General features: G+C 73.1%; 21 protein-coding genes and 1 riboswitch. Of the genes, 12 read left to right on the forward strand and 9 right to left on the reverse strand.

What is annotated here, in order from left to right:
• Nucleotides 1–10: 10 nt before the first annotated feature.
• Nucleotides 11–742: a ribonuclease H family protein gene (locus IF04_RS0132580; RefSeq protein ID WP_030266231.1), complete on the forward strand. Its 732-nt coding sequence runs from the start codon at nucleotides 11–13 to the stop codon at nucleotides 740–742.
• A complete protein-coding gene (locus IF04_RS0132585) occupies nucleotides 739–2,046 on the forward strand; it encodes an amidase family protein (RefSeq protein WP_063829564.1) in 1,308 nt (435 codons plus the stop codon). The genes IF04_RS0132580 and IF04_RS0132585 overlap by 4 nt, the downstream gene beginning before the upstream one ends.
• Here the strand turns inward: IF04_RS0132585 and IF04_RS0132590 are convergent.
• The 3 genes from IF04_RS0132590 to IF04_RS0132600 all read right to left on the reverse strand — a co-directional run bounded on the left by IF04_RS0132590 (nucleotide 2,030) and on the right by IF04_RS0132600 (nucleotide 3,987).
• Entirely contained in the window at nucleotides 2,030–2,872 is an 843-nt protein-coding gene (locus tag IF04_RS0132590) for an alpha/beta fold hydrolase (protein WP_030266236.1), read from the reverse strand. The genes IF04_RS0132585 and IF04_RS0132590 overlap by 17 nt on opposite strands.
• A gap of 39 nt (nucleotides 2,873–2,911) precedes the next feature.
• On the reverse strand, nucleotides 2,912–3,316 hold the full coding sequence (locus IF04_RS0132595) for a four-helix bundle copper-binding protein (RefSeq protein WP_030266240.1): 405 nt from the start codon (nucleotides 3,314–3,316) through the stop codon (nucleotides 2,912–2,914).
• 167 nt (nucleotides 3,317–3,483) lie between these two features.
• Nucleotides 3,484–3,987 carry an STAS domain-containing protein gene (locus IF04_RS0132600; RefSeq protein ID WP_078601092.1) on the reverse strand — a complete coding sequence of 168 codons (504 nt, stop codon included), beginning with the start codon at nucleotides 3,985–3,987 and terminating at the stop codon, nucleotides 3,484–3,486.
• Between the two features lie 167 nt (nucleotides 3,988–4,154).
• On the opposite strand from IF04_RS0132600, the gene IF04_RS0132605 reads away from it, so the two are divergent.
• Together IF04_RS0132605 and IF04_RS0132610 are read left to right on the forward strand one after the other, a co-directional pair.
• Nucleotides 4,155–4,556: a DUF3662 domain-containing protein gene (locus IF04_RS0132605; protein ID WP_030266247.1), complete on the forward strand. Its 402-nt coding sequence runs from the start codon at nucleotides 4,155–4,157 to the stop codon at nucleotides 4,554–4,556.
• A 50-nt stretch (nucleotides 4,557–4,606) separates the two neighbouring features.
• Nucleotides 4,607–5,383, forward strand: a complete 777-nt coding sequence (locus tag IF04_RS0132610) for a dienelactone hydrolase family protein (RefSeq protein WP_030266250.1) — start codon at nucleotides 4,607–4,609, stop codon at nucleotides 5,381–5,383.
• Between the two features lie 40 nt (nucleotides 5,384–5,423).
• Here the strand turns inward: IF04_RS0132610 and IF04_RS0132615 are convergent, their stop codons facing one another.
• The gene (locus IF04_RS0132615; RefSeq protein ID WP_030266252.1) at nucleotides 5,424–7,058 is read right to left on the reverse strand and encodes a penicillin-binding transpeptidase domain-containing protein; all 1,635 of its coding nucleotides are present in this window, start codon (nucleotides 7,056–7,058) and stop codon (nucleotides 5,424–5,426) included.
• Nucleotides 7,059–8,026: 968 nt separating this feature from the next.
• On the opposite strand from IF04_RS0132615, the gene IF04_RS0132620 reads away from it, so the two are divergent.
• The 4 genes from IF04_RS0132620 (at nucleotide 8,027) to IF04_RS0132635 (ending at nucleotide 11,159) form a co-directional block, all read left to right on the forward strand.
• Nucleotides 8,027–8,770, forward strand: a complete 744-nt coding sequence (locus IF04_RS0132620) for a GNAT family N-acetyltransferase (protein ID WP_030266255.1) — start codon at nucleotides 8,027–8,029, stop codon at nucleotides 8,768–8,770.
• Nucleotides 8,771–8,969: 199 nt separating this feature from the next.
• Entirely contained in the window at nucleotides 8,970–9,722 is a 753-nt protein-coding gene (locus IF04_RS0132625) for a GNAT family N-acetyltransferase (RefSeq protein WP_030266258.1), read from the forward strand.
• Nucleotides 9,719–10,519, forward strand: coding sequence for a lysophospholipid acyltransferase family protein (locus IF04_RS0132630; RefSeq protein WP_030266261.1), 801 nt, complete (start codon nucleotides 9,719–9,721; stop codon nucleotides 10,517–10,519). The genes IF04_RS0132625 and IF04_RS0132630 overlap by 4 nt, the downstream gene beginning before the upstream one ends.
• On the forward strand, nucleotides 10,512–11,159 hold the full coding sequence (locus IF04_RS0132635) for a DedA family protein (protein WP_030266264.1): 648 nt from the start codon (nucleotides 10,512–10,514) through the stop codon (nucleotides 11,157–11,159). Before IF04_RS0132630 ends, IF04_RS0132635 begins: the two co-directional genes overlap by 8 nt.
• On the opposite strand, the gene thiE is transcribed toward IF04_RS0132635, so the two are convergent.
• Together thiE and thiM are read right to left on the reverse strand one after the other, a co-directional pair.
• Entirely contained in the window at nucleotides 11,129–11,812 is a 684-nt protein-coding gene (gene thiE, locus IF04_RS0132640) for a thiamine phosphate synthase (protein WP_245654582.1), read from the reverse strand. The two genes, IF04_RS0132635 and thiE, sit on opposite strands and share 31 nt — an antisense overlap.
• Nucleotides 11,803–12,651 carry a hydroxyethylthiazole kinase gene (gene thiM / locus IF04_RS0132645; protein WP_030266271.1) on the reverse strand — a complete coding sequence of 283 codons (849 nt, stop codon included), beginning with the start codon at nucleotides 12,649–12,651 and terminating at the stop codon, nucleotides 11,803–11,805. Before thiM ends, thiE begins: the two co-directional genes overlap by 10 nt.
• A 3-nt stretch (nucleotides 12,652–12,654) precedes the next feature.
• Nucleotides 12,655–12,749: riboswitch (TPP riboswitch) on the reverse strand.
• A gap of 58 nt (nucleotides 12,750–12,807) precedes the next feature.
• Here thiM and IF04_RS0132650 point away from each other — a divergent pair.
• From IF04_RS0132650 to IF04_RS0132660, 3 genes are all read left to right on the forward strand, one after another.
• Entirely contained in the window at nucleotides 12,808–14,181 is a 1,374-nt protein-coding gene (locus IF04_RS0132650) for a purine-cytosine permease family protein (RefSeq protein WP_030266274.1), read from the forward strand.
• Nucleotides 14,182–14,398: 217 nt separating this feature from the next.
• Nucleotides 14,399–16,639, forward strand: coding sequence for a HelD family protein (locus IF04_RS0132655; RefSeq protein ID WP_030266277.1), 2,241 nt, complete (start codon nucleotides 14,399–14,401; stop codon nucleotides 16,637–16,639).
• Nucleotides 16,640–16,815: 176 nt separating this feature from the next.
• A complete protein-coding gene (locus IF04_RS0132660; protein ID WP_030266280.1) occupies nucleotides 16,816–17,589 on the forward strand; it encodes an IclR family transcriptional regulator in 774 nt (257 codons plus the stop codon).
• Between the two features lies 1 nt (nucleotide 17,590).
• Here the strand turns inward: IF04_RS0132660 and IF04_RS0132665 are convergent, their stop codons facing one another.
• A complete protein-coding gene (locus tag IF04_RS0132665; RefSeq protein ID WP_030266283.1) occupies nucleotides 17,591–18,976 on the reverse strand; it encodes a pyridoxal phosphate-dependent decarboxylase family protein in 1,386 nt (461 codons plus the stop codon).
• 140 nt (nucleotides 18,977–19,116) lie between these two features.
• Nucleotides 19,117–19,890, reverse strand: a complete 774-nt coding sequence (locus IF04_RS40190; protein WP_051831773.1) for a FadR/GntR family transcriptional regulator — start codon at nucleotides 19,888–19,890, stop codon at nucleotides 19,117–19,119.
• 147 nt (nucleotides 19,891–20,037) lie between these two features.
• Here IF04_RS40190 and IF04_RS0132675 point away from each other — a divergent pair, with 147 nt between their 5' ends.
• Complete coding sequence (locus IF04_RS0132675; protein WP_030266290.1) at nucleotides 20,038–21,384, forward strand: MFS transporter; 1,347 nt, start codon at nucleotides 20,038–20,040, stop codon at nucleotides 21,382–21,384.
• Between the two features lie 15 nt (nucleotides 21,385–21,399).
• On the opposite strand, the gene IF04_RS0132680 is transcribed toward IF04_RS0132675, so the two are convergent.
• A complete protein-coding gene (locus tag IF04_RS0132680; protein WP_030266294.1) occupies nucleotides 21,400–21,984 on the reverse strand; it encodes a TetR/AcrR family transcriptional regulator in 585 nt (194 codons plus the stop codon).
• Between the last annotated feature and the right edge of the window lie 107 nt (nucleotides 21,985–22,091).

Consider the following 22,091-nt stretch of genomic DNA (forward strand, 5'->3'; position numbering starts at 1 on the left):
TGATCGGGGTATGGCTGAACGTGTGATCGCCGCGTGTGACGGGGCGTCGAAGGGAAATCCCGGTCCGGCGGGCTGGGGCTGGGTCATCGCCGACGAGGCGGGTCTGCCCGCCCGCTGGGAGGCGGGACCGCTGGGTACGGCGACGAACAACGTCGCAGAACTCACCGCGCTGGAAAGGCTGTTGACCACGGTCGACGCCGACGTGCCGCTGGAGGTCCGAATGGACTCCCAGTACGCGATGAAGGCGGTCACGACCTGGCTGCCCGGCTGGAAGCGCAAGGGCTGGAAGACGTCCGCCGGCAAGCCGGTCGCCAACCAGGAGCTCGTCGTCCGCATCGACGCGCTGCTCCAGGGCCGCGACGTGGACTTCCAGTACGTACCCGCGCACCAGGTGGACGGCGACCCGCTCAACGACTTCGCCGACCGCGCCGCCAGCCAGGCCGCCACGGCCCAGGAGGCCGCGGGCAGCGAGTACGACTCCCCGGCCCCGCCGCCCTCGGCGGCCCCGGCCCGCGCCGGTACCGCCCGCCGAGCCTCGGGCGCCGCCAAGTCGTCCGCCATCAAGTCGTCCGGCGCGTCGAAGCGCCGCGGCTCGGGGTCCTCCGCCCGTACCCTCAAGGCCAAGTTCCCGGGCCGCTGCCGCTGCGGCCGCGCCTACACCGCCGGGGAGACCATCGCCAAGAATCCGCAGGGCTGGGGGCACCCGGCCTGCCGGGTGGGGGCGGGGGAGAGCGGGGAGTGACCCACCCGGCGCCCACCGCGACCGGGATCGCGGCGGCCGTACGGGCGGGCGAGGCCGGCGCCGTCGAGGTCGTCTCGGCCGCGCTGGCACGGATCGACGAGATCGATCCGGAGCTGCACGCGTTCAGTGAGATCTGGCCGGACGCCGCGCTGGAACGGGCGGCCGAGGTCGAGCGGCTGGTCGCCGCCGGCGCCGACCTGCCCCTCGCCGGCGTACCGCTGGCGGTCAAGGGGCCGCGCGGCGCGCGGTACGCCGCGGCGCGGGCCCTGGTGGCGGCCGGATGCGTGCCGGTCGGCGCGACGGCGGTACCGGGGCCGGGCACGCCGTGGCAGACCTGGGGGCTGGGGCGGGGCGGACGTACTCGTAACCCCTGGCGCGCGGACCGGACGCCCGGCGGCTCCTCGGCCGGGTCCGCCGCGGCGGTCGCGGCCGGTCTGGTACCGCTGGCCACGGGCAGCGACGGGGCGGGTTCGATACGGATTCCCGCTGCCTGGTGCGGAGTGTTCGGGCTGAAGGTCACCAACGGGGTGCTGCCGTCGCCCGACCGCACGGGCCTGGCCGCGCCCGGGGTGCTCGCACGGTGCGCGGAGGACGCGGTGGCGTATTGGGGCGCGGTGCGGGGAGCTGTGCGTACGCCGGCCGCGGTGCGTACGGAGTGCGCGGCGTCCGCCGATGAGAAGAGTGGCGGCGCCCTTGCAGGCGGCGCGCCCCTCCCGGTCCTCTGGTCCGCCGATCTCGGCTTCGCCGGGCCGGATGCCGAACAGGTGGAGATCGCCCGGCGGGCGGCCGGGCGGCTCGCCGAGGCGGGTGTCGTCCGGCTCGTGGCCGAGGAAACGGTACGCCTGGCCGACCCCGGTCCCGCCTGGCTCGCCCTGCGGACACCGGGAGCGGACCGGACCGCCGCCGAGCGGATACGGGCCGACAACGACCGACGGCTCGCCGCCCTCTTCGCCCGCGTCCCGCTCCTGCTGACGCCGGCCACGCCGAATCCGCCGCACGGTCACGAGGGCCCGGGCGACCGGTACAGTACCGCGCTCACCTGGGCGTTCAACCTCAGTGGGCATCCGGCGGCGAGCATTCCGGCCGGTTTTGGCGTGGACGGCTGCCCGGTGGGCCTGCAGCTCGTGGCGCCGCACGGCGGCGAAGCCCTGCTCCTCGCCGTCGCCGCGGCGGCGGAGCGGGCGGCCGGGCTGTCCGCGCGGGACCTCACGGCCAGCCGGGACCTCACGGCCAGCCGGGACCTCTCGGGCGGCCCGGAACCTTCGGGCAGCCCAGAACTCCCGGGCCTCACGCCGGAGCGGTGAGGAAGTCCAGGAGCGTGGCGAGGAGGGGAGCGGGCGCGTCCAGCGGTACCAAGTGGCCCGCATCGGAGATGAGTTGGAGCCGGGCGCCGGGGATGGCCGCCGCCAGTTCGTGGGCCTTGGCGACGGGGATCCAGGTGTCCTCCGTGCCCCAGCAGACGGTCACCGGGATGTCGATACCGGCGTACTTCCCCTGGATCTCGTCGGTGTAGCGCTGGTCCGCCTGCGCGATCTGCCGGTAGAACGCCGCCTGGCCGGCCTCGCCCGACCACGGCCGCACCAGCTCCTCGGCCACGTCCTCGCGCAGGCCCCGGTGGCTCGCGGAGCTTACGTACTCGCGTACCAGCGCGAGGTGCAGCGCGGGCGGCAACTGCTCGAAGACCGGGGCGTGTTCGCTGACCAGTCGGAAGAACGGCGAGCCCCACGGCGCGAGCGCCACCGGGTCGACCAGTGCCAGTCGACTGTATGCGGCCCCGTGCAGCAGGTGTGCCCGCAGGGCGACGGCCCCGCCGAAGTCATGGGCGACGACGGAGGGGCGCGTCAGCCCCCAGTGGGCGAGCAGCTCGGCGAAGACTCCGCCCTGGGCGGCGAGCGAGACGTCCTGGCCTTCGCGCTTCTCGGACGCGCCGTATCCGGGCATGTCCCAGACGTACACCTGGTACCGCTGGGCGAGCGCCCGGGCGATCTCCTGCCAGACGTACGAGGAGAAGGGCGTGCCGTGCAGGAGGACGACCGGGTCCGCGTCCTCGGGCCCGAAACGTTCAAAGCGGACCGTGCCCGCCGTGCTCGGAAAGGTCCTGCTCAACTGCCATGTGCGGGTGTCGGTCACGGGACTGGCGCCCTTCCTGCTCAGGAGTAAAACCTAGCTTTACCCCTTACCGTACAGCAGGCGGCGGCACATTTCGGCGCAGCGGCGGGTGGTCGCCGCGCACATGCGGCAGTGTGCGTGGTGGTCGGCGTGCCGGCTGCACAGTTCGTGGCTGCGTTCGCAGGCCACCAGGCACGCTTCCAGCTGGGTGTGGACCAGGGTGTCGTCCGGGCCGCTGCTCCGCGTCAGTACGCGGCGGGTCGTCCCCGCGACGTCGGCGCAGTCCAGGTCGCGGCTGATCGCGGGTGCCAGTTGTGCGGCGTCCGGCTCGGCCAGCATGCCCGTCGCGCAGGCCGCGACCACCTCTTCGCACTCCTGCAGGACATCGACGGCATCGGCGAGGACTGCGCTGTCGAACCCGCCCTTGGCGGTCATGGTGTCGAACAGTTCGCGGGTCTGGAGCATGGCCCCTCCTCGAAGTCCCGGTGGGGCGGCGGCCGTTGGCGCTGTGCGCCGCCGCCTCGTCTCCACGCTAGACCCGCCGCGCGGTACGGGAGTCCCCTTCGGGAGGTTTCCGCGACCGCCGACCGCCGACCGCCGATCGTCGACCGCAGACCGCAGACCGCCGGTTCTCAGGCCGGTGTCGCCCCCGACCGGTACTCGTACCCCGGCCCCGACGGATACCCCGACCCCGACCGGTACGCCCGTCCCGACGGACCGGACGGGTACGTCCCCGTCCCCTCCAAGGAGCCGGCCCTCGGCCACCCCGGCCGCTCCTCCCGTGGCAACGTAGCCAGTGCCTGCGCCACCGTCGGGTACGTGCACAGCAGCTCGCCCGAGCCGGTGAGGTGCAGTACGCGGGCGACGTTGTGTCGGATGCGGGCCAGCAGCAGCCGGCCCTGGCGCCGCTCCAGCAGCCATTGCAGGCTGAGCAGGCAGTTCAGGCCGCGGGAGTCGCAGAAGGTGAGAGCGGCGCAGTCCAGGACGACATGGCGGTGGCCGCGGTCCAGGAAAGTACCGATGGAGGCGCGGAAGAGCTGCTCGGTACAGTGATCGAGCTCGCCGCTGATGCGCAGCACCGCGCCGGCCTCACAGGAGGCGAGCGCGGACATCTCTAAGCCGTCGGGGAGCGGCATCTGGCAACCTCATCGTGCGGGGAGATGCGGGGGAGAGGTGAGTGACTCTCACGTCGCTGACAGTAGCGGGTCCCGTTCTTGGAAAGCGTGTGATTTCCTGCCAAGCATGCCAATGGCCGGAATGACCCCCCGGGCATGACAAGGGCAGCGGCGGGCACCCGGCGCGCATGGGACTGCTCACGCAAATGGAAGACGCGGTGGAGCACTGGGAACACACCCTGGTCAATCGGGTGTTCCGGAGCGATCCGGTCCGACTGGTCGACGCCCTGCGACGGGAGTGCGACGATCACGCCGTCGTGTGCAGCGAGCACCGGATACTCGTGCCCAACGCCTACGACATCGAACTCGCCCGCTACGTCCACCAGAAACTCGGCGAGCGGCACGGGCACGTGGGACGTGCACTGACGGACGCACTGGCCCGGCACGCCGCCGAGCAGGGTTACGAGTGGGCGGGGCCGCTCACCGTCCATGTCGCCGAGACCAGGCACCACCTCGCCAACGGGCGCTACAGGATTACCAGCCAAGCCCTGCCGCACATCGGACCGGACGCCTTCGACACCTCCGCATGAGGCACCATGTACGCGCGGGAAGCGACGCCCGGAGACGATGAGGAGAAGGCATGGCAGCGGAGACAGCGAAGACGGAATCCACGTCGGTGACGATCAGCACGCCGGACGGGACGTGTGACGCGTTCGTCGCGCATCCGGCAGGGGGTGGCAGCCACCCCGCCGTGCTGTTCTACATGGACGCCATCGGCCTGCGTCCGCGGCTGGAGAACATGGCCCGCGAGCTCGCCTCGCACGGCTACTACGTCCTGCTGCCGAACCTCTTCTACCGGCACGGGAAGGCGCCCGTCGTCGAACTCCCCGACCTCAGCAGGCAGGAGAGCCGGGAGGCGTTCTTCGCGCAGGTCATGCCGATGGTCCACGAGCTGACCCCGGAAGTCGGGATGCGCGACGCCGGCTGTTTCCTCGACTTCCTGGCCGGACAGGAAGAAGTGCGCGCGGGTGCCGTGGGTCTGACGGGCTACTGCATGGGCGGTGTGCTCTCGATGCGCACCGCGGCGCGGTACCCGGACCGGGTCGCCGCCGCGGCGAGCTTCCACGGCGGCAACCTCGTCACGGACGCGCCGGACAGCCCGCACCGGCTGGCCGGTGACGTCGAGGCGGAGCTGTACTTCGGGCACGCGTCCCAGGACGACAGCATGAACGCCGAGCACGTCGCCGAGCTGGAGGCGGCGCTGGAGGCCGCGGGCGCGACGTTCCGCTCCGAGGTGTACCCGGACACCATCCACGGCTTCACCATGTCCGACACCGCCGCCTACAGCGAGACGGGCGTGGCCCGGCACTGGGATGCGCTGCTGGACCTCTTCTCCCGCAGGCTGAAGCCGGCGTGAGCCGCGAAGGCGCCGAAGCCGGGCCGAGCCGGAAAAGGCCCTAACCCGCGCGCAGCACCCGCGCCACCACCGGCCCCGCCGCGTCCCCGCCGTGGCCGCCGGACTGGACCAGCGCCGCGGCCGCGAGGTCGTCGCTGTAGCCGGTGAACCAGCTGTTGGAGCGGTCCTGTCCGTCCTTCTCGGCGGAGCCGGTCTTCGCGCCCTTGTCCCCGCCGACGCCCGCCATCGCGGCGACCGCCGTCCCCTGGCCGACGGTCGCCGCGTGCATCATCTGCCGCAGTTGCCGGGCGACGGAGGGGGCCAGCGGGCGCGCGGTGGCCAGGGTCCGGCCGTCGAGCGACCGCGGTACGAGGACGGGCTGCCGGAAGCCGCCGTTGACCACGGTCGCGGTCACGGACGCCATGGCCAGCGGGCTCATCTGGACCTTGCCCTGGCCAATGTACGAGGCGGCGGTCTCCACCCCGGTCGACTCCGGGATACTGCCGTCGAAGGACGGTATACCGGTCTGCCAGTCGTCCCCGCCGAGCCCGAAGGAGTCCCGGGCCGTGGTCCCCAGCGCGGTGCCCGCGACGCCCTTGTCGTTCAGCGGCTTGACGGCCTTGATGAACGCGGTGTTGCAGGACCGGGCGAACGCGTCGGTCAGTGTGCCGTCCGCGATCGAGAAGTCGTCGAGGTTGTGGAAGGTGTAGCCCTCCCAGGACACGGTCGACGGGCAGTCGGCCTTCCCGGCCGCGTCGCCCACGCCGTTCTGCAGGATCATCGCGGCCGTGACGATCTTCATCGTGGAGCCCGGCGCCACTCTGCCCAGCATCGCCGCGTTGTAGCCGTCCGTACGGTTGTTGGCCACCGCCCGGATCTCGCCCGTGCTCGGCCGGACGGCCACGACCGACGACTCGTCGTACTCCTTCACCGCCCGTTCCGCCGCCGCCTGTACGTCCGCGTCCAGCGTCGTGTGCAGCGTCCCGGCCCGGCCCTTTTGGAGGGTGATCAGGGTGCGGGTGGTCTCGCCCGCCTCGTTCTCGATGCGCAGGCCGATGCCGCGGGTGCCGCCTGCCTTGCTGCCGTACTTCTCCCGCAGGTCGTCCAGGACGGGCCCGAGAGAGGGGTAGCGCTCCTCGGTCAGCGGCCGGCCGCGGTGGTCGACGGCGTTGATCTCCGGCGCCGCGCCCGCGTCCGTTACCAGGTACTCGCCCTCCTTGAGCCGCGGATGCAGCACCGAGGGCCGCCAGTCCACCAGCGGCTTGTGCGTGGTCCGGCCGCGGACGACCCGCAGCTCGGAGGCGTACGACAGCGGCGCGGTCCGCCCCTTGTACGACACCTTCGCCGTGACCTTGTACGGAACGGTCGTCCCGGTTCGCTCGCCGGGCGTGATCACCAGGTGCGTGAGGCGCGCCTGGTGGTGGAATCCGGTCAGTTCGGTCCGGGCGACCTCCTGGTTGTCGGTGAGCGCGGCGGCGGCCGCGCTGTCACCCTTCGCCCAGGCGGCGAGGAAGTCCTTCGCCGTCCGCGTCGTCTCCTCGGCGCTGGGCGGGCCGGTCCGTACCGTCTGTGGGGTGCCGCCCGCGTCGCCGTACCCGGCGATCCCGTTCACCAGGTTGTAGCCGCCGTACAGTACGGCCCCGCCCACTACGACGAACACCCCGCCGACTATGGCGGTCTTCACCCCGCTGCGCATGGTGCGTCCCCCCTCCCCAGGAGCCCCCTGAACAAGATCAAAGGGGCATTGAGAAGCACGGTACGGGGCGGACGTGGTGAAAGGGACGTTCGAACGGAAGTCCGTTATCAGATAGCGATCCCGGTATGCGGAGGCCGCTTCGGCGCGGTGCTGCCCGCGCGGCGGGCAGGCGTCTGCTCGGGGACGAGCGGGCCGCGGCCTCCGACGCGTCGTACGCCACAGAGCAGTCCACCTCGTGGTGGGCGCAGAGGACCTGGGCCAGCCGGACCAGCGCCGCGGCGTCGTCCGCCCGGCCCACCCGGTGCAGGTCGACGACGACATCGCCGCTGCCCGGGCGGATGACGGCGTTGAGAAGCCGTCCCAGGTGGGGTTCGGCGGCCGGGCGGATCGGGCGGTGCACCTCGATGACGGTGCGGTCGGCGTACCGGCGTACCGCGACCGGGGACGGTCCGATCCCGTCGTCAGCGGCGCCGACCGCCGCAGCGGTACCGGCAGTTCGCGCCGTTCGGGCTGTTCGTGCTGGTCGGGTCGTTCGGGAAGGCACCGTCAGGAGGGCCGGCCGGAGCCGGCTGAGGACAGAGGTCCACAACGGGTGCAGGGAAGGGGCGGTCCACGTCATCGCGGTCTCCCTCGGCATCAAGACCTGGTGGGACAAGCCGTCGCGGCCCGCCGTGCCGCGACGCGGGAGCGAGTGGGATTCTGCCACCCCTCGGCCCCCGGCGGGCAGGGCCGCTCGGCCTCGTACTGGGCCCGGCAGGCTCTGTTGGGCCCGGCGCCGGGGCGCGGTAGGGGCGCCTGCCGAACGGCGGGAACGGCCGGTGTCTTTCGGCCGATGCCGGGCCCCGAGGGGCACTCGTAGCTTTCATGGTCGAGCGGCGCACCCGCCGTTCCGGCGCGCGTGTCCGCCGGGCGTGCGTGCCGGCGCCGGCCGTCCCCAAGAAGGTCCCCAGGAAGGGAGATCGTTTCTCATGCTCTCGGTATCCACCGCTGACGCGGGCACCGGTTCGTACGTCACCTCCATCGCGGACACGACGGAGGAGATACGAGCCGCGCAGCGGCTGCGCCACCGGGTCTTCGGCGGGGAGCTGGGAGCCCGGCTGCGCACCCGGCCGGCCGGCCACGACGTCGACGGCTTCGACGCACCGGCCGACCACCTGATCGTGACGGACACCGCCAGTGGCGAGGTGGTCGGCACGTACCGCCTGCAGCCCCCGGGGCGCAGCGAACGCTCCTACTCCGAGGGCGAGTTCGACCTGCGGGCACTGCACGACGTGCGCGGACGGATGGTGGAGGCCGGGCGCGCGTGCGTGCACCCGGACCACCGGACCGGCGCGGTGATCAACCTGATGTGGGCCGCGCTCGCCCGGTACGTCCTGCTCTCCGGCCATCGTTACCTCGCGGGCTGCGCATCCGTGCCGCTGGCCGACGGCGGCCAGGCGGCCTCCCACGCCTGGCTGCTGGGGACGACCAAGCACTGCTCCCCGGCCGAGCTGCGGGTGCATCCGTACCGCCCGTGGACGCCGCCGGGCGTGATCGAGAACGAGCCGAGTTACGCGCTGCTGCCGCCGCTGCTCCGCGGCTACCTCCGGATCGGCGCCTGGATGTGCGGGGCACCGGCCCACGACCCGGAGTCCGACGTCGCGGACTTCTTTGTGCTGCTGGACATGGAGCGGATCGAAGACCGCTACCGGCGCTTCTTCCTGGGGGAGTAGGGATACCCCTGGCACGCACCTGGGCCGCGCTCCTCCGCCCGGCGGAACGGGACCCCTGACGAAGGTCAGGGGCCGCCTCAGACCTTCGGGCACTGCGGTGCGATTCACCCGGCTCCTACCGTCGGTCGGGAACGGTGACGGGGGCGTCGAGTACCCCGTCCCGCGCCGTGGACACCCAGCGAACGGAGACCCGACACCCATGACGACGACGCCCTCGGCCGCGACGGAAACCCGCACCTACGTCACCTCCATCGCGGACTCCACCGAGCAGATACGCGCCGCCCAGCGGCTCCGCCACAAGGTGTTCGGCGAGGAACTGGGCGCCACCCTCGACCCGGCACTGGCGGGCCACGACACGGACATCTTCGACGGCCTCGCCGACCACCTGATCGTGACCGAGACGGTGACCGGTGAAGTGGTCGGCACCTACCGGCTGCTGCCGCCGGGCCGCACCGAACGCTCCTACGCGGACGGCGAGTTCGACCTGAGCGCGCTGACCGCCATCCGGCCCTCGATGATCGAGGCCGGCCGCTCCTGCGTCCACCCCGACCACCGCTCCGGCGCGGTGATCAACCTGATGTGGGCCGCGCTCGCCCGGTACGTCCTGCTCTCCGGCCACCGGTACCTCGCGGGCTGCGCCTCCGTACCGCTGGCCGACGGCGGCCGGGCGGCGGCGAACGCCTGGGCCCTGTGCGCCGAGAAGCACACCCCGCCCGCCGGCCTGACGGTCCGCCCGCACCGCCCCTGGCGGCCCACGGGACAGGTGGCGGACGAGGCGCCCGGATACGCCGGGCTGCCCCCGCTGTTCCGGGGCTATCTGCGACTGGGCGCCTGGGTGTGCGGCGCGCCCGCGCACGACCCGGAGTTCGGCGTCGCCGACTTCTTCATCGTGCTGGACATGGAGCAGCTGAACGACCGCTACTACCGCTATTTCCTCGGAGAGTCCCGATGAGTCCCTGGGCCGTCACGTCCCCCTGCACACCCAGTTGCGCCGCGCACGCCGTGCCGCAGCTCACCGGCGCGGAGCGGGCCCGCCGGTACGCGGCGCTGGCCGGCGCCCTGGCCCGCGGCATGGCGGCCGGGCCGCGCCTCGCCGACCAGCAGGTGATGAGGGCCAGGGCGCGCGCGGTGATCCGCGCCCTCGGGCTGCGCCTGGAGAGCAGTACGCCGTCGCTGAGCGTGCCGCGCGGACCCGGCGGCCCGGGGACGCTCATCGTGGCGGACCACATCTCCTGGCTCGACGTCATCGCCCTGCTGGCGGTGGAGCCCTCGATGCCGCTGGCCAAGCGGGAGGTGGGCCAGTGGCCGGTGTTCGGGGCGCTGGCGCGGAAGGCCGGGGCGCAGTTCATCGACCGGGACGGGCTGCGCACGCTGCCGCGGGACGTGGCGCGGCTGACGGCCACGTTGCGCGGCGGCCGTTCGGTGCTGGTGTTCCCGCAGGGCACGACCTGGTGCACGGAGTCGGGCGGCGGGTTCCGGCGGGCGACGTTCCAGGCCGCGATCGACGCCGGGGCGCCGGTCCGGCCGGTAACGATCACCTACCTGCAGCACGGCAGACCCAGCACGGTGGCCGCGTTCCTCGGGGACGAGGACTTCGCGACCTCGCTGCACAGAGTGATCGGCGCGAGAGACCTCACGGTACGGGTCACGGCCCACCCGGAGCTGGACCCCGGGGAGCGGGACCGGCGGGCGCTCGCCGCCGAGGCGCACGCGGCGATCTGCGGCACCCGGCCGCCGGTCCATGTCTGAGCTGTTCGACCAGTTCGCCGAGCTGGTCAAGACGCAACTGGACTCGCCCTGGCTCTGGCTGATCGTGCTGCTGGTGGCCGCCCTGGACGCGCTGCTGCCGTTCATGCCGAGCGAGACGACGGTGGTGACGGTGGCCGTGCTGACCGGCGCCGACCTTCCGCAGCTCGCGCTGCTGGCCCTGGTGGCCGCGCTGGGCGCGCTGGGCGGCGACTGCCTCGGCCACGCCATCGGCCGCTGGGCGGGACCGCGGGCCATCGACCGGCTGCTGCGCGGCGAGAAGGGCCGGCAACGGTACGCGTGGGCGCGCGCCATGGTCGGGCGGCACGCCACGACGCTGGTGGTGGCGGGCCGCTTCCTGCCGGGCGGCCGGGTGGCGTCCGCACTGTCCACCGGCAGCCTGCGGTTCCCGCTCCGCCGCTTCGTCCTGCTGGACGCGGCCGGCGCCACGCTGTGGGCCGTCACCAGTACCGCCATCGGTTACGTCGGCGGCGCGGCCTTCGCCGAGGAACCGCTCAACGGACTGCTGCTGGCCTTCGCCCTGGCGCTGGTGATCGTGGCCGTACTGGAGGGCGCGCGCCGGCTGACGGCCCGTCGGGGGCGGGGAGAATCTCAGGCGGCCCGGCCCCACGCCTCCGCGTAAGCGCGCGCCGCCGTACGGGGGTCGGCGGCCGCGCAGATGCCCGAGACGACCGCGCCGCCCGCCGCGCCCGCGGCCCGCAGCGGCGCCATGTCCGCCACCGTCACGCCGCCGATCGCCACCGCCGGCAGCGGCGTGGGCGGCGCGAGCCGGGCGAAACCCTCGATGCCCAGCTCCGGCGGGGCGTCCGCCTTGGTACGCGTGGCGTGCAGCGCGCCGATGCCGACGTAGTCGACCCGGGCCGGTTCCTTGGCGGCGGCGCGCAGCTCGTTCTCCGTCGCGGCGCTCAGCCCGATCACCGCGGCCGGTCCGGTCAGCGCGCGGACGGCGGCCACCGGCAGGTCGGACTGGCCGATGTGCACGCCGGTCACCCGCGCGCCGGCCGCGCGCGCCGCCAGGTACACATCCACCCGGTCGTTGACGAACAGCGCGACGTGCTCGGGCAGTACCGCGGAGATGCGCAGCACGGTGTCGAGGAACTCCCGCGCCGCGCCGTCCTTCTCCCGCACCTGGACCGCGGTGACCCCGCCGGCCACCGCCTCGGCGACCGTGCCGGGCACGTCCCGGCCGCACGCGGCGGCCTGCGCCGCGTCGGTGACCAGGTACACGGAGAGGTCCGGCGGTGCGGGCAGATCCGGGTCCCGGTTCACGTCCACGAGATCGCCGCCCGCTTGTCGAGCGTGTCCTCGTCGAGGCCGTACAGCGCGTCCAGGAAGGCGGCCGCGAAGCTGCCGGGGCCGCTGCTGCGCTCGGCCGCGACCTCGGCGGCCACGGTGTAGACCGTCACGGCGGCGACCGCGGCGGCGAGCCGGTCACCGTCCGAGGCCGGGGACGGGGACGGGGACGGCGCGGCGGACGGGGCGAACGCCGCCAGTACCGCGCCCAGCGCGCAGCCGCCGCCGGTCACCCGTGTCAACAGCGGGTCCCCGTTGGCGACCCGTACCGTCCGCTCGCCGTCCGTGAGCAGGTCGACCGGTCCGGAGACCGCGACCACGGCGCCCGTCGCGCGGGCCAGCGTGCCCGCCGCTGCGGCCGCCGACTCGACCTCGTCCGTCGCGTCCACCCCGCGCCCGCCGCCCCCGGTCCCGGCCAGCGCGATGATCTCCGAGGCGTTGCCGCGCACGACGGCCGGGCCCTGCGCGGCCAGCCGGTGCGCCAGCGCGGTCCGTACCCGCAGCGAGCCGATCGCCACCGGGTCCAGCACCCATGGCGTTCCGGCCCGGGCCGCCGACGCCACCGCCTCGGTCATGGCCGCGCGCTGCTCCGCGTGCGGTGTGCCCACGTTGACCAGCACCCCGGAGGCGGCCTTGGCGAACGGGCCGGCCTCCTCGGGGATGTCCACCATGGCCGGGGCGGCGCCCAGCGCGAGCAGAACGTTGGCCGTGAAGTTCGAAACGACCTGGTTGGTGAGGCACTGCACCAGTGGTGTTTCATGGCGTACGCGGATGAGCGCTTGCCGGGCCGTGGCAAGCAGGTCGTCGGCCGGACGCGTCATAGGGGCATTCCTCTGTGACATCCCTTCGCTGGTGCGAACCAGATCAGGTTCGACGGGTGTGATCTCAGCCCTTGAGATGGGCACCCCGTGTCTCGTGTGCCCCACATGTTACCCGCACCCCGTTCCCGATCCGGAACCCCAACCCCTGGAAGACCCATGACCATCGAGCGTCCCGTGTTCGACGGGCGGATGCCCGCAGGCGCCGGCGATCTGTCCGTCGAACGGCACGGCATCGGCCCTGTGCCCGAGAGCAACCGCTACGGCCGCCCCGGCCGCCTGTTCACCGTGTGGTTCGCGCCCAACCTGACCATGACCGGCGTCTTCACCGGCACCGTCGGCATCGGCCTCGGGCTCGACTTCTGGACCGCGTTCGCCGCGATGGCGCTCGGCACGCTGCTCGGCGCCGCGCCGTCCGCCTACCTCGGTACGTGGGGGAGCCTCACCGGTACCGGTCAACTGCCGCTCGCCCGGCTCGCGTTCGGCCGCGGCGTCGTACTGCCCGGCGTCCTGCAGTGGCTCTCCTCCATAGCCTGGGACGCGCTGATCGGACTGTTCGGCGGTGACGCGCTGGCCCGGCTGCTCGGCTGGCCCTTCTGGCTGGGCGCGCTCACCGTGCTGCTCCTCCAGGGCGTCGTCGGCGTCCTCGGGTACGAGGCCATCCACCGCCTGCAGACCGTGATGACCTTCGTGCTGGGCGCGGCCTTCCTCGCCCTCAGCGTCAAGCTGCTCGCCGGTGTCCCGCTCCCGTCGGCCGCCACCGCACACGGCGCCGACCGGGCCGGTGCCTTCGTACTGACCACCACCGTCGCGCTGAGCCTCGCCATCTCCTGGGCGCCCTACGCCTCGGACTTCAGCCGGTACCTGCCGCGCTCGTCCTCCCGGCCGCGGATGTTCTGGTACACCCTGCTCGGCATGGCCGCCGCGTACCTCTGGGTGCAGACGCTCGGCCTGTGGGCGGCGGGGCTGTTCACCGACCAGACGGCGGCGGGCGTGCACGAGCTGCTCGGCGGCGGGGCGCTGGGCGCCTTCGGGCTGCTGGCCATCGCCGCGTCCGCGGTGTGCAGCAACGCCATGAACGACTACAGCGGTTCGCTGGCGCTCCAGACGGCGGGCGTCCGCATTCCCCGCCCGCTCGCCGCGGCCGTGGCCGCCGTGCTCGGCTTCCTGCTCGTGCTGTGGATGCACGCCGCCGACACCACGGCCCGCTTCCAGAACGTGCTGCTCTTCGTCGGCTACTGGATCCCCGGCTTCATCGGCGTCGTCGCGATCGACTGGTTCGCCCGCGCCAGGGAGCGGAGCGGCCGGCCGGTGGACGTGCACGAGGAGTTCGCCCGCCCGCAGCCGTGGTGGCCGGCGGCGCTGGCCTTCGTCGTCGCGTTCGCCGCCGCCGTGCCCTTCATGGACACCACGCTCTACGTCGGGCCGGTCGCCGAGGCGCTGCACGGCGCGGACCTGGCGTACTTCGTGGCCTTCGCCGTCTCGGTCGCGGTCTACGCACCGCTGCGGCTGCGCCGCGCTCGCGGAAAGTAAAAGACCTGCGGACACAGCAAAGCCCCGGTCGCATTGGCGGCCGGGGCGGGCTCCGCGTATATTGGGAGTTTCCATGCCGTGGAAAGAATCTGGGCATGGCGAAGCTTTCTGGAGTCATCTTAACCAGGCGGGAGCCGAATTGTCAATCCAGGTGCCGGGCGAAGAATCGGGCGTACGGCCGGACCGGTCCGCCGACGAGGAGATTTCCCGCGCGGAAATGCGCCGGGAGCAGGAATTCATCGACATGCTCTACGAGCGCCTCGGTGAGCTGCGCGCCGGGGCGGGTGCCGCGGTGGAGGGCGCCCTGGCGGCGGCCGACACCGGCACGCTGCAGGCGCGGCTGGAGCGGGACGTGACCGTCGCCGAGCAGGCCGGGCTGCTCGCCGCCTTCGACGCGGGCGAGCACGGTCTGTGCTTCGGCCGGCTCTCCTTCCGCGACGGCGCCGACCACCACATCGGGCGCATCGGCATCCGGCGCGACGACGCCGAGTGCACGCCCCTGGTCATCGACTGGCGCGCCGACGTCGCCCGCCCCTTCTACCTCGCCACCGGCCACACCCCGATGGGCCTGCGCCGCCGGCGCCACATCTCCACCGAGGGCCGCCGCGTCACCGCACTGCACGACGAGATCATGGATCTCGCCGACACGGTGCGCACCGGCCACGAGGGCACCGACGCCGACACCGTGCTGCTCGCCGCGCTGGACGCGGCCCGCACCGGCCGGATGCACGACATCGTGCAGACCATCCAGGCCGAGCAGGACCGCATCATCCGCGCCCCGCACCGCGGCGTCATGGTCGTCGAGGGCGGCCCCGGCACCGGCAAGACCGTCGTCGCCCTGCACCGCGCCGCGTACCTGCTGTACGCGCACCGCGAACTGCTCGCCCGCCGCGCCGTACTGATCGTCGGCCCCAACCCGGCGTTCCTCGGCTACATCGGCGAGGTGCTGCCCGCGCTCGGCGAGACCGGTGTGCTGCTTGCCTCGCCCGGCGAGCTCTTCCCGGGCATCACCGCGACCGGCACGGACACGCCCGAGGCCGCCGCGGTCAAGGGCGGCGCCGCGATGGCCGACGCGCTCGCCACGTTCGTACGGGACCGGCAGACCCTGCCCGATCCGGTCACCGTCATCCCGCACGAGGACGGCGACCTGCTGCTGGACGCGGACATCGTCCTGGAGGCCCGGCACCAGGCGCGCGAGACGAAGCTGCCGCACAACCTCGCCCGCCCGCACTTCGCCTTCCGCATCATCGACGCGCTCACCGCCCAGCTCGCCGACCGGCTCGGCGCCGACCCGTACGGCGGCCCCAACTTCCTCGGCCCCGACGACATCGCCCAGCTCGGCAAGGCCATCGCGGCCAGCGGTGAAGTGCACCGCGCCATCGGTGAACTGTGGCCCGTCCTCACCCCGCAGGAGCTGGTCGCCGACTTCCTCGCCGACCCCGTGCACCTCCCGGAGGCCGACGCGGCCGCGATCCGCCGCGAGGGCGGCGAGTGGACCGCGGCCGACATCCCGCTCCTGGACGAGGCGGCCGAGCTGCTCGGCGAGGACGACTCCGCCGCGCAGGCCGCCGCCGAGGCCGAGCGCCAGGAGCGCATCGCGTACGCGCAGGGCGTGCTGGACCTCTCGTACGGCTCCCGCACCCAGGAGTTCGAGGACAAGGACGACGAGGACTCGGAGGTGCTGGCCGCGCACGACCTGGTCGACGCCGAACGCCTCGCCGACCGGCACGAGGAGGCCGACCACCGCACCGCCGCCGAGCGCGCCGCCGCCGACCGCACCTGGGCCTTCGGCCACATCATCGTGGACGAGGCGCAGGAGCTGTCCGCGATGATGTGGCGGCTGCTGATGCGCCGCTGCCCGACCCGCTCGATGACGCTGGTCGGCGACCCGGCGCAGACCGCCGAGCCCGGTAGCTGCGGCACGTGGGAGTCGATCCTCGAGCCGTACGTCGGCGACCGCTGGGAGCACGTACGCCTCGGCGTCAACTACCGCACCCCCGCCGAGATCATGGAGGCCGCGGCAGGGGTGATCCGGGCCGCGTACGCCGGTACTCCGACGGCCGCGGCCTTCGAGCCGCCGCGCTCGGTCCGCTCCACCGGCGTACCGCCCTGGGCCCACCGCACCGACGACCTGCCGCGCGCGGTCGCCGACGCGGTCGCCGAGGAGGCCGACGCCGAGGGCCGCCTCGCGGTCATCGCCCAGAAGCACCACCACGAAGCCCTGCTGGCCGCCCTCCCCGCCGCGTCCGCCGGCCCGGCCCCCGACCTGACCAGCCCGGTCGTCCTCCTGGACCCGCGGCAGGCCAAGGGCCTGGAGTTCGACACGGTACTCGTGGCGGAACCGGCCGAGTTCGGCGTCAGCGACCTCTACGTCGCCCTCACCCGGGCCACGCAGCGCATGGGCGTGCTGCACACCGAGGCGCTCCCGGCGGGCCTGGAGGCGCTGGAAGCGCGGTGAGACCGGCGGTCGACGGTCTGCGGTCGACGGCCGGCAGTCGGCAGGCGGCGGTCGGCGGCCGGTATGTCCCGGCCGTCGACAGTCGAACCCTCATCCCCCTACCCTGTGTTCGTCATTCCGACCACCGACCGGAATGACGAACACCTGGCGACGGCGGCGGAGGGTGGGTGAACGGCATGGGGCGACTGGTCCCAGCGGTGACCCGGGCACTGGACATACTCGAACTGTTCCTGGAGGCGGACGGCCCGCAGTCGGCCCCCGACGTGGTGCGCAAGCTGCAACTGCCGCGCACCACCGTGCACGAACTGCTCACCACCCTGGCGGCCCGCTCCTATCTGGTCCCCGTCCCCGACCAGCCGGGCCGCTACCGCCTCGGCGTCCGCGCGTACCAGCTCGGCAGCCGGTACGCCGAACAGCTCGACCTGGCCGCCGAGGGCCAGCGGGTGGCCCGCGAGGTGGCCGCCACCTGCGACGAGACGGTGCACGTGGCGATCCTGGAGGACACCGACGTCATCTACATCGCCAAGGTCGACTCCACGCACGCCGTCCGCATGGTCTCGGCGGCCGGCCGCCGGCTGCCCGCCCACTGCACGGCCGTCGGCAAGATGCTGCTCGCGACGCTCCCGGAAGCGGAGCTGGCAGCCCGCATCGAGGGCCGCGAACTGGTCGCCCTGACCCCCGGCAGCATCACCGACCCGGACGCGCTCCGTACCGAACTCGCCGCCATCCGGGAGCGCGGCACCGCCACCGAGCACCGCGAATCCAACCCGGACGTCTCCTGCGTCGCGGCCCCGGTCCGCGACAGCTCGGGCCGCGTCGTCGCCGCCCTCTCCGTCTCCGTCCCGATGATCCGCTGGACCGACGCCGGCGAGACCGAACTCGCCGAACTGGCCACCAAGGGCGCGAACGACCTGTCGGTCAGCCTGGGTTACCGGCCGCGCACGCGCTGAGTCAGTGGGCAGCGTCGTCGGTGAGCAGTGAGTCGAGGATGCCTTCGACGGTCTCCTCGGTGAGGCCGGGGTGCAGGAAGGCGAGGCGTACGACGGTCTCGCCTTCCCAGACGGTCGGCGTGACGAAGGCCGTGCCGGCGGCGAGCAGCCGCTTGGACCAGGCGTAGTAGTCACGCGGCTGCCAGCCGGTGCGGCGGATCAGGACGACGGACAGCTCGGGTTCGCGGAGGAGTTCGAGGCCGTCGGTGCGCTCGGCGAGGCGGGCGGTGTACTGGGCGAGCCGGACGCCGCGCGCGACCGCGTCCCGGTACGCGTCCGTGCCGTGCACGGCGAGCGAGAACCACAGGGGCAGGCCGCGCGGGCGCCGGGTGAGGTGGTACGCGTAGTCGCTCGGGTTCCACTCCAGGTCGTCGGCGCCCGCGCCGTCCCCGTGGATCGCGTCGAGGTAGGAGGCGTCCTGGGTGTGGACGGCCTTGGCGAGGCGCGGGTCGCGGTAGAGCAGCGCGCCGCAGTCGAAGGGCGCGAACATCCACTTGTGCGGGTCGACGACGAGCGAGTCGGCGTGCTCGATACCGGCCATTCGCGCGCGGAGTTCGGGGACGAAGAGGCCGCCGCCCCCGTAGGCCGCGTCGACGTGGAACCACAGGTCGTGGGCGCGCGCCTGCGTGGCGACGCCCGCGAGGTCGTCGAGTATCCCGGCGTTGGTGGTGCCCGCGGTGGCGACGACGGCGACGACGGGCGCCCCGCCGTCGTGCTCGGCGGCCGCCAGGGCGGTGCGGACGGCTTCGCCGGTGAGCCGGTGGTCCTCGGTCGGGACGACGAGGGCGTCGATGCCGAGGATGCGCAGGGTGTTGCCGACGGAGGAGTGCACCTGGTCGCTGACGGCGATGCGGACGGGGGCGTGCCCGGTGAGCCCGAGCCGGCGCCGGCCGGTGTCGCGGGCGACGACGAGCGCGGAGAGATTGCCGGCCGAGCCGCCGCTGACGAAGCAGCCGCCGGCGCCCTCGGGGAGTCCCGCGAGCTCCGCGAACAGGCGCAGCACCTGGTTCTCGGCGGCGATCGCGCCGGATGCCTCCAGCCAGGAGACACCGTGCAGGGAAGCCCCCGAGACGACCATGTCGAAGAGGGCCGCGGCCTTGGTGGGCGCGCCGGGGATGAAGGCGAGGAAGGCGGGGTGGTCGCAGGAGATGACGGTCGGCTCGATGTCCTCGGCGTACGTACGCAGCACCTCGGCGGCCGGCCGCGGACCCGCGCCTATCGCCCCCTTGAGGGCGACGCCGAGCTCGGCGTGATCGCCGGGGCGGCCGAGCGGGGGCTCGGGCAGGGCGATGCGGTGGCGGAGGTGATCCATGACCTGACGGGTGAGTTCCTCGTCGTGGGTGTGCATGGGCCGGTACCTCCTGAGGGTTTCTCATTGGATCCGATCGGATCCAATTCGGAGAGTAAGGCGCTCCCCGGGCAAGGTCAAGCCGCGCCCGAAGCCGTACCAGACCCCTCAGCCGGACCGCCCGAAGCCGTCTCCGACCCTCAGCCGGACCGCCCTTCGAAGTGGTCCAGCAGGGTCAGGAACTGCCGGTACGAGTCCTGCAGGTGCTCCCGCATGCGGCGCTCCGCCGCCGCGCCGTCCCCGGCGAGCACGGCCAGCGCGATCGCCTCGTGCTCGTCACGGAAGACGCAGCCCAGCTCCGCCGCCGCGCCGTACACCACATGCCAGTCCGCGCGCAGCCACAGCGCGTTGCCGCCCGCGAACATCTCCGAGCGGGCCCTGGCCACCGCCTCGTGCAGCACCTCATTGCCGCCGGCCGCGGCGACGGCGAGGTGGAAGCGGCTGTCCACGCGGTGGTACGCGCCGATGTCGGGCAGCTCGCCGACCTCCGCGTCCAGCAGCTTCACCAGGTCCCGGCGGGCGCCGGTGGAGCCGCGCTCGGCGGCCAGCCGGGCCGCGAGCGGCTCGATGGCCTGCCGGTACTCCATGTAGTCGCGCAGCGTGGCCCGGATCTCGGCGGCCACCGCGGCCTGCGCTCCGGTACCGGCGGTGCCCACGGGGGCGGCCGAGGCCACCCGTGTGCCGCCGCTGCGCCCGAGTGTGGTCACCACCAGGCCCTCGTCGGCCAGCAGGCGCAGCGCCTGCCGAACGGTGTTGCGCCCGGCGCCGAACGCGGCCGCCAGCTCGCGCTCGCTGGGCAGCCGGTCGCCGGGCTCGAAGCCGCCGAGCGCGATGCGCTTGCGCAGCGCCTCGGCGACGACGTCGCGCGAGGCGGACCGCCGCCCGCTGTCCCGCTCCGCGTCCGTCCCGCTCATCCGTGACTCCCGTGAGTGAAGTGCTTCCCTCGGACCCTATTGACAGCCCTCTGGGGCGACCTTACCGTCCACTGAACCTTCATTCGGGTCTCTCTGGACCCATTCTCACTCAGGTGTGGCCGGACCCCCTTTCAGGAGGAGCACGGAATGACGAGCACAGACGCCCCGCCCCGCCGCGCCAACCCCTGGAAGGTCGCCGGCGCCTCGCTGATCGGTACCAGCGTGGAATGGTACGACTTCGGCATCTACGCGACCGCGTCCGCGCTGGTCTTTCCCGATCTCTTCTTCCCCGAGGCGGGCCCGGCGCTCGGCACCCTGCTCTCGTTCACCACCCTCTTCGTCGGCTCGCTCGGCCGCCCGCTCGGCGCGATCATCTTCGGGCACATCGGTGACCGGTACGGCCGCAAGAAGGCGCTGATCTGGTCGATGCTGCTCATGGGCGTGGCCACCGTCGCCATCGGCCTGCTGCCCGGTTACGCCACGCTCGGCGTCGCGGCGCCGGTCCTCCTCGTCCTGATACGGATGACGCAGTCGCTCGCCGTCGGCGGCGAATGGGGCGGCGCGGTGCTCTTCGCCGTCGAACACGCCCCGCCCCGCCGCCGCGCCTTCTTCGGCTCCTTCCCCCAAGTCGGCGACGGCGTCGGCTACTTCCTCTCCACCGGAGTCTTCTCGCTGATCGCTCTCCTCGGGCACGACGCCCTGGTGGACTGGGCCTGGCGCATCCCCTTCCTGCTCTCCGCCGTCCTCGTCCTGCTCGGCCTCGTCATCCGCTCCTCGATCGAGGAGTCACCCGAGTTCGAAGCGGCGCGCGCGGCGGAGAAGAGCGAGGCGAAGCAGGCGGCCCCGGTCGTCGGCGTGGTCCGCGACGCCTGGCGCACCTGGCTGCTGGCGACCGGCGCCTTCCTGATCACGGTCGGCGGGTACTACGTGATCGTCACCTTCATGTCGACGTACGCGGTCGGGCAGCTCGGCTTCTCCGAGTCCGAAGCCGCGGGCGCCGGCACCGCGGCCTCCGTCGTCGTCATCGTCTGCACCCCGCTGGCCGCGCTCGCCGCCGACCGCTTCGGGATGCGCAGACTGACCCTGGTCGGCATCCTCCTGCACCTCGTCGTCGCCTTCCCGATGTTCTGGCTCGCCGACACCCGTTCGCTGGGCGGCTTGTGGGCGGCGATGTGCCTCCCGATGCTCGCCAGCACGATCGCGTACGCATCGATCGGCACCCTGCTGTCCGGCTGGTTCGCACCCCGCGTCCGCTACACCGGCCTCTCGATGAGCTTCCAGCTCGCGGGCCTGATCGGCAGCGCGGCCCCGTCCGCCGCGACCTGGCTCTTCACCACGACGGGCAACTCCTGGACCCCGGTCGCCCTCGCCTTCGCCGCGATGGCGGCCCTCAGCGCGGTCTGCCTGATCCTCCACCGGCAGCCGGCACGCGAGACGGAACCCAAGACAGCACCCGAGACGGCATCCGAAACGGCCCCCGAGACGGCGCTCTGACGCGGCCGGCGCCGGTCATCGGGCGAGGGTGTCCGCCACCGTCCCGCACGCGAGCCGGGCCACGGAGCGCAGCTCCGAGTCCGGCGCGCCGGCCCGACTCAGTACGGCCAGCGACTGGGTGACGGCGACGACGAACAAGGCGGCCTCGTCGAGCGCCCGGTCGTCGGCCGCCGACCCGGCCAGCGCCGCCCGCACCCGCTCGCGCTGGGCGTCGAGCAGACCGCGCACCTTCGTGCTGTTCTCCTCCTGCATCGTCTCCGACTGCGCGGCGGACTGGGCGATGAGGCATCCGGCGGGGACCGACGGATCGGCGATGCGCTCCAGTACGACATCGAAAAATGCCTCCACCGCACGCACCGGCTCACCGGGATGAGCGGCGAGTGCTTGCTCGTACCGCGCGCCGTAGAGCGAGGAGTAGCGGTCGAGGCACTGCCGGAACAGGGCGTCCTTGTTGCCGAAGGCCCCGTAGAGGGAGCCGCGGCCGAGACCGGTGGCCGAAGCGAGGGCGTCGAGCGAGGCATCCGCGTATCCGCGCTGCCAGAAGACCCGCATTGCCTGATCCAGGGCCGCATCGACATCGAACTGCTTCCGGCCGGCCATGCCGCGCACCTCCAGGTTTCCGTATTTCCCCACGGACCTTACCTACGAACCATCATCTTTGACCGATCGTTCCAACATGGCTAGCGTAGCGCCCGATGCTCCTCGCG

It is taken from the genome of Streptomyces violens (assembly GCF_000717745.1).
In the GTDB taxonomy this organism is placed as follows: Bacteria; Actinomycetota; Actinomycetes; order Streptomycetales; family Streptomycetaceae; genus Streptomyces; species Streptomyces violens.

Coding starts and splice junctions, on each gene's coding strand:
- IF04_RS0132580 (WP_030266231.1), top strand. CDS start 11: ATGGCTGAACGTGTGATCGCCGCGTGTGACGGGGCGTCGAAGGGAAAT.
- IF04_RS0132595 (WP_030266240.1), bottom strand. CDS start 3,316: ATGCTCCAGACCCGCGAACTGTTCGACACCATGACCGCCAAGGGCGGG.
- IF04_RS0132600 (WP_078601092.1), bottom strand. CDS start 3,987: ATGCCGCTCCCCGACGGCTTAGAGATGTCCGCGCTCGCCTCCTGTGAG.
- IF04_RS0132605 (WP_030266247.1), top strand. CDS start 4,155: ATGGGACTGCTCACGCAAATGGAAGACGCGGTGGAGCACTGGGAACAC.
- IF04_RS0132610 (WP_030266250.1), top strand. CDS start 4,607: ATGGCAGCGGAGACAGCGAAGACGGAATCCACGTCGGTGACGATCAGC.
- IF04_RS0132615 (WP_030266252.1), bottom strand. CDS start 7,058: ATGCGCAGCGGGGTGAAGACCGCCATAGTCGGCGGGGTGTTCGTCGTA.
- IF04_RS0132620 (WP_030266255.1), top strand. CDS start 8,027: ATGCTCTCGGTATCCACCGCTGACGCGGGCACCGGTTCGTACGTCACC.
- IF04_RS0132625 (WP_030266258.1), top strand. CDS start 8,970: ATGACGACGACGCCCTCGGCCGCGACGGAAACCCGCACCTACGTCACC.
- IF04_RS0132630 (WP_030266261.1), top strand. CDS start 9,719: ATGAGTCCCTGGGCCGTCACGTCCCCCTGCACACCCAGTTGCGCCGCG.
- IF04_RS0132635 (WP_030266264.1), top strand. CDS start 10,512: ATGTCTGAGCTGTTCGACCAGTTCGCCGAGCTGGTCAAGACGCAACTG.
- thiM (WP_030266271.1), bottom strand. CDS start 12,651: ATGACGCGTCCGGCCGACGACCTGCTTGCCACGGCCCGGCAAGCGCTC.
- IF04_RS0132650 (WP_030266274.1), top strand. CDS start 12,808: ATGACCATCGAGCGTCCCGTGTTCGACGGGCGGATGCCCGCAGGCGCC.
- IF04_RS0132655 (WP_030266277.1), top strand. CDS start 14,399: ATGCGCCGGGAGCAGGAATTCATCGACATGCTCTACGAGCGCCTCGGT.
- IF04_RS0132660 (WP_030266280.1), top strand. CDS start 16,816: ATGGGGCGACTGGTCCCAGCGGTGACCCGGGCACTGGACATACTCGAA.
- IF04_RS0132665 (WP_030266283.1), bottom strand. CDS start 18,976: ATGCACACCCACGACGAGGAACTCACCCGTCAGGTCATGGATCACCTC.
- IF04_RS40190 (WP_051831773.1), bottom strand. CDS start 19,890: ATGAGCGGGACGGACGCGGAGCGGGACAGCGGGCGGCGGTCCGCCTCG.
- IF04_RS0132675 (WP_030266290.1), top strand. CDS start 20,038: ATGACGAGCACAGACGCCCCGCCCCGCCGCGCCAACCCCTGGAAGGTC.
- IF04_RS0132680 (WP_030266294.1), bottom strand. CDS start 21,984: ATGGCCGGCCGGAAGCAGTTCGATGTCGATGCGGCCCTGGATCAGGCA.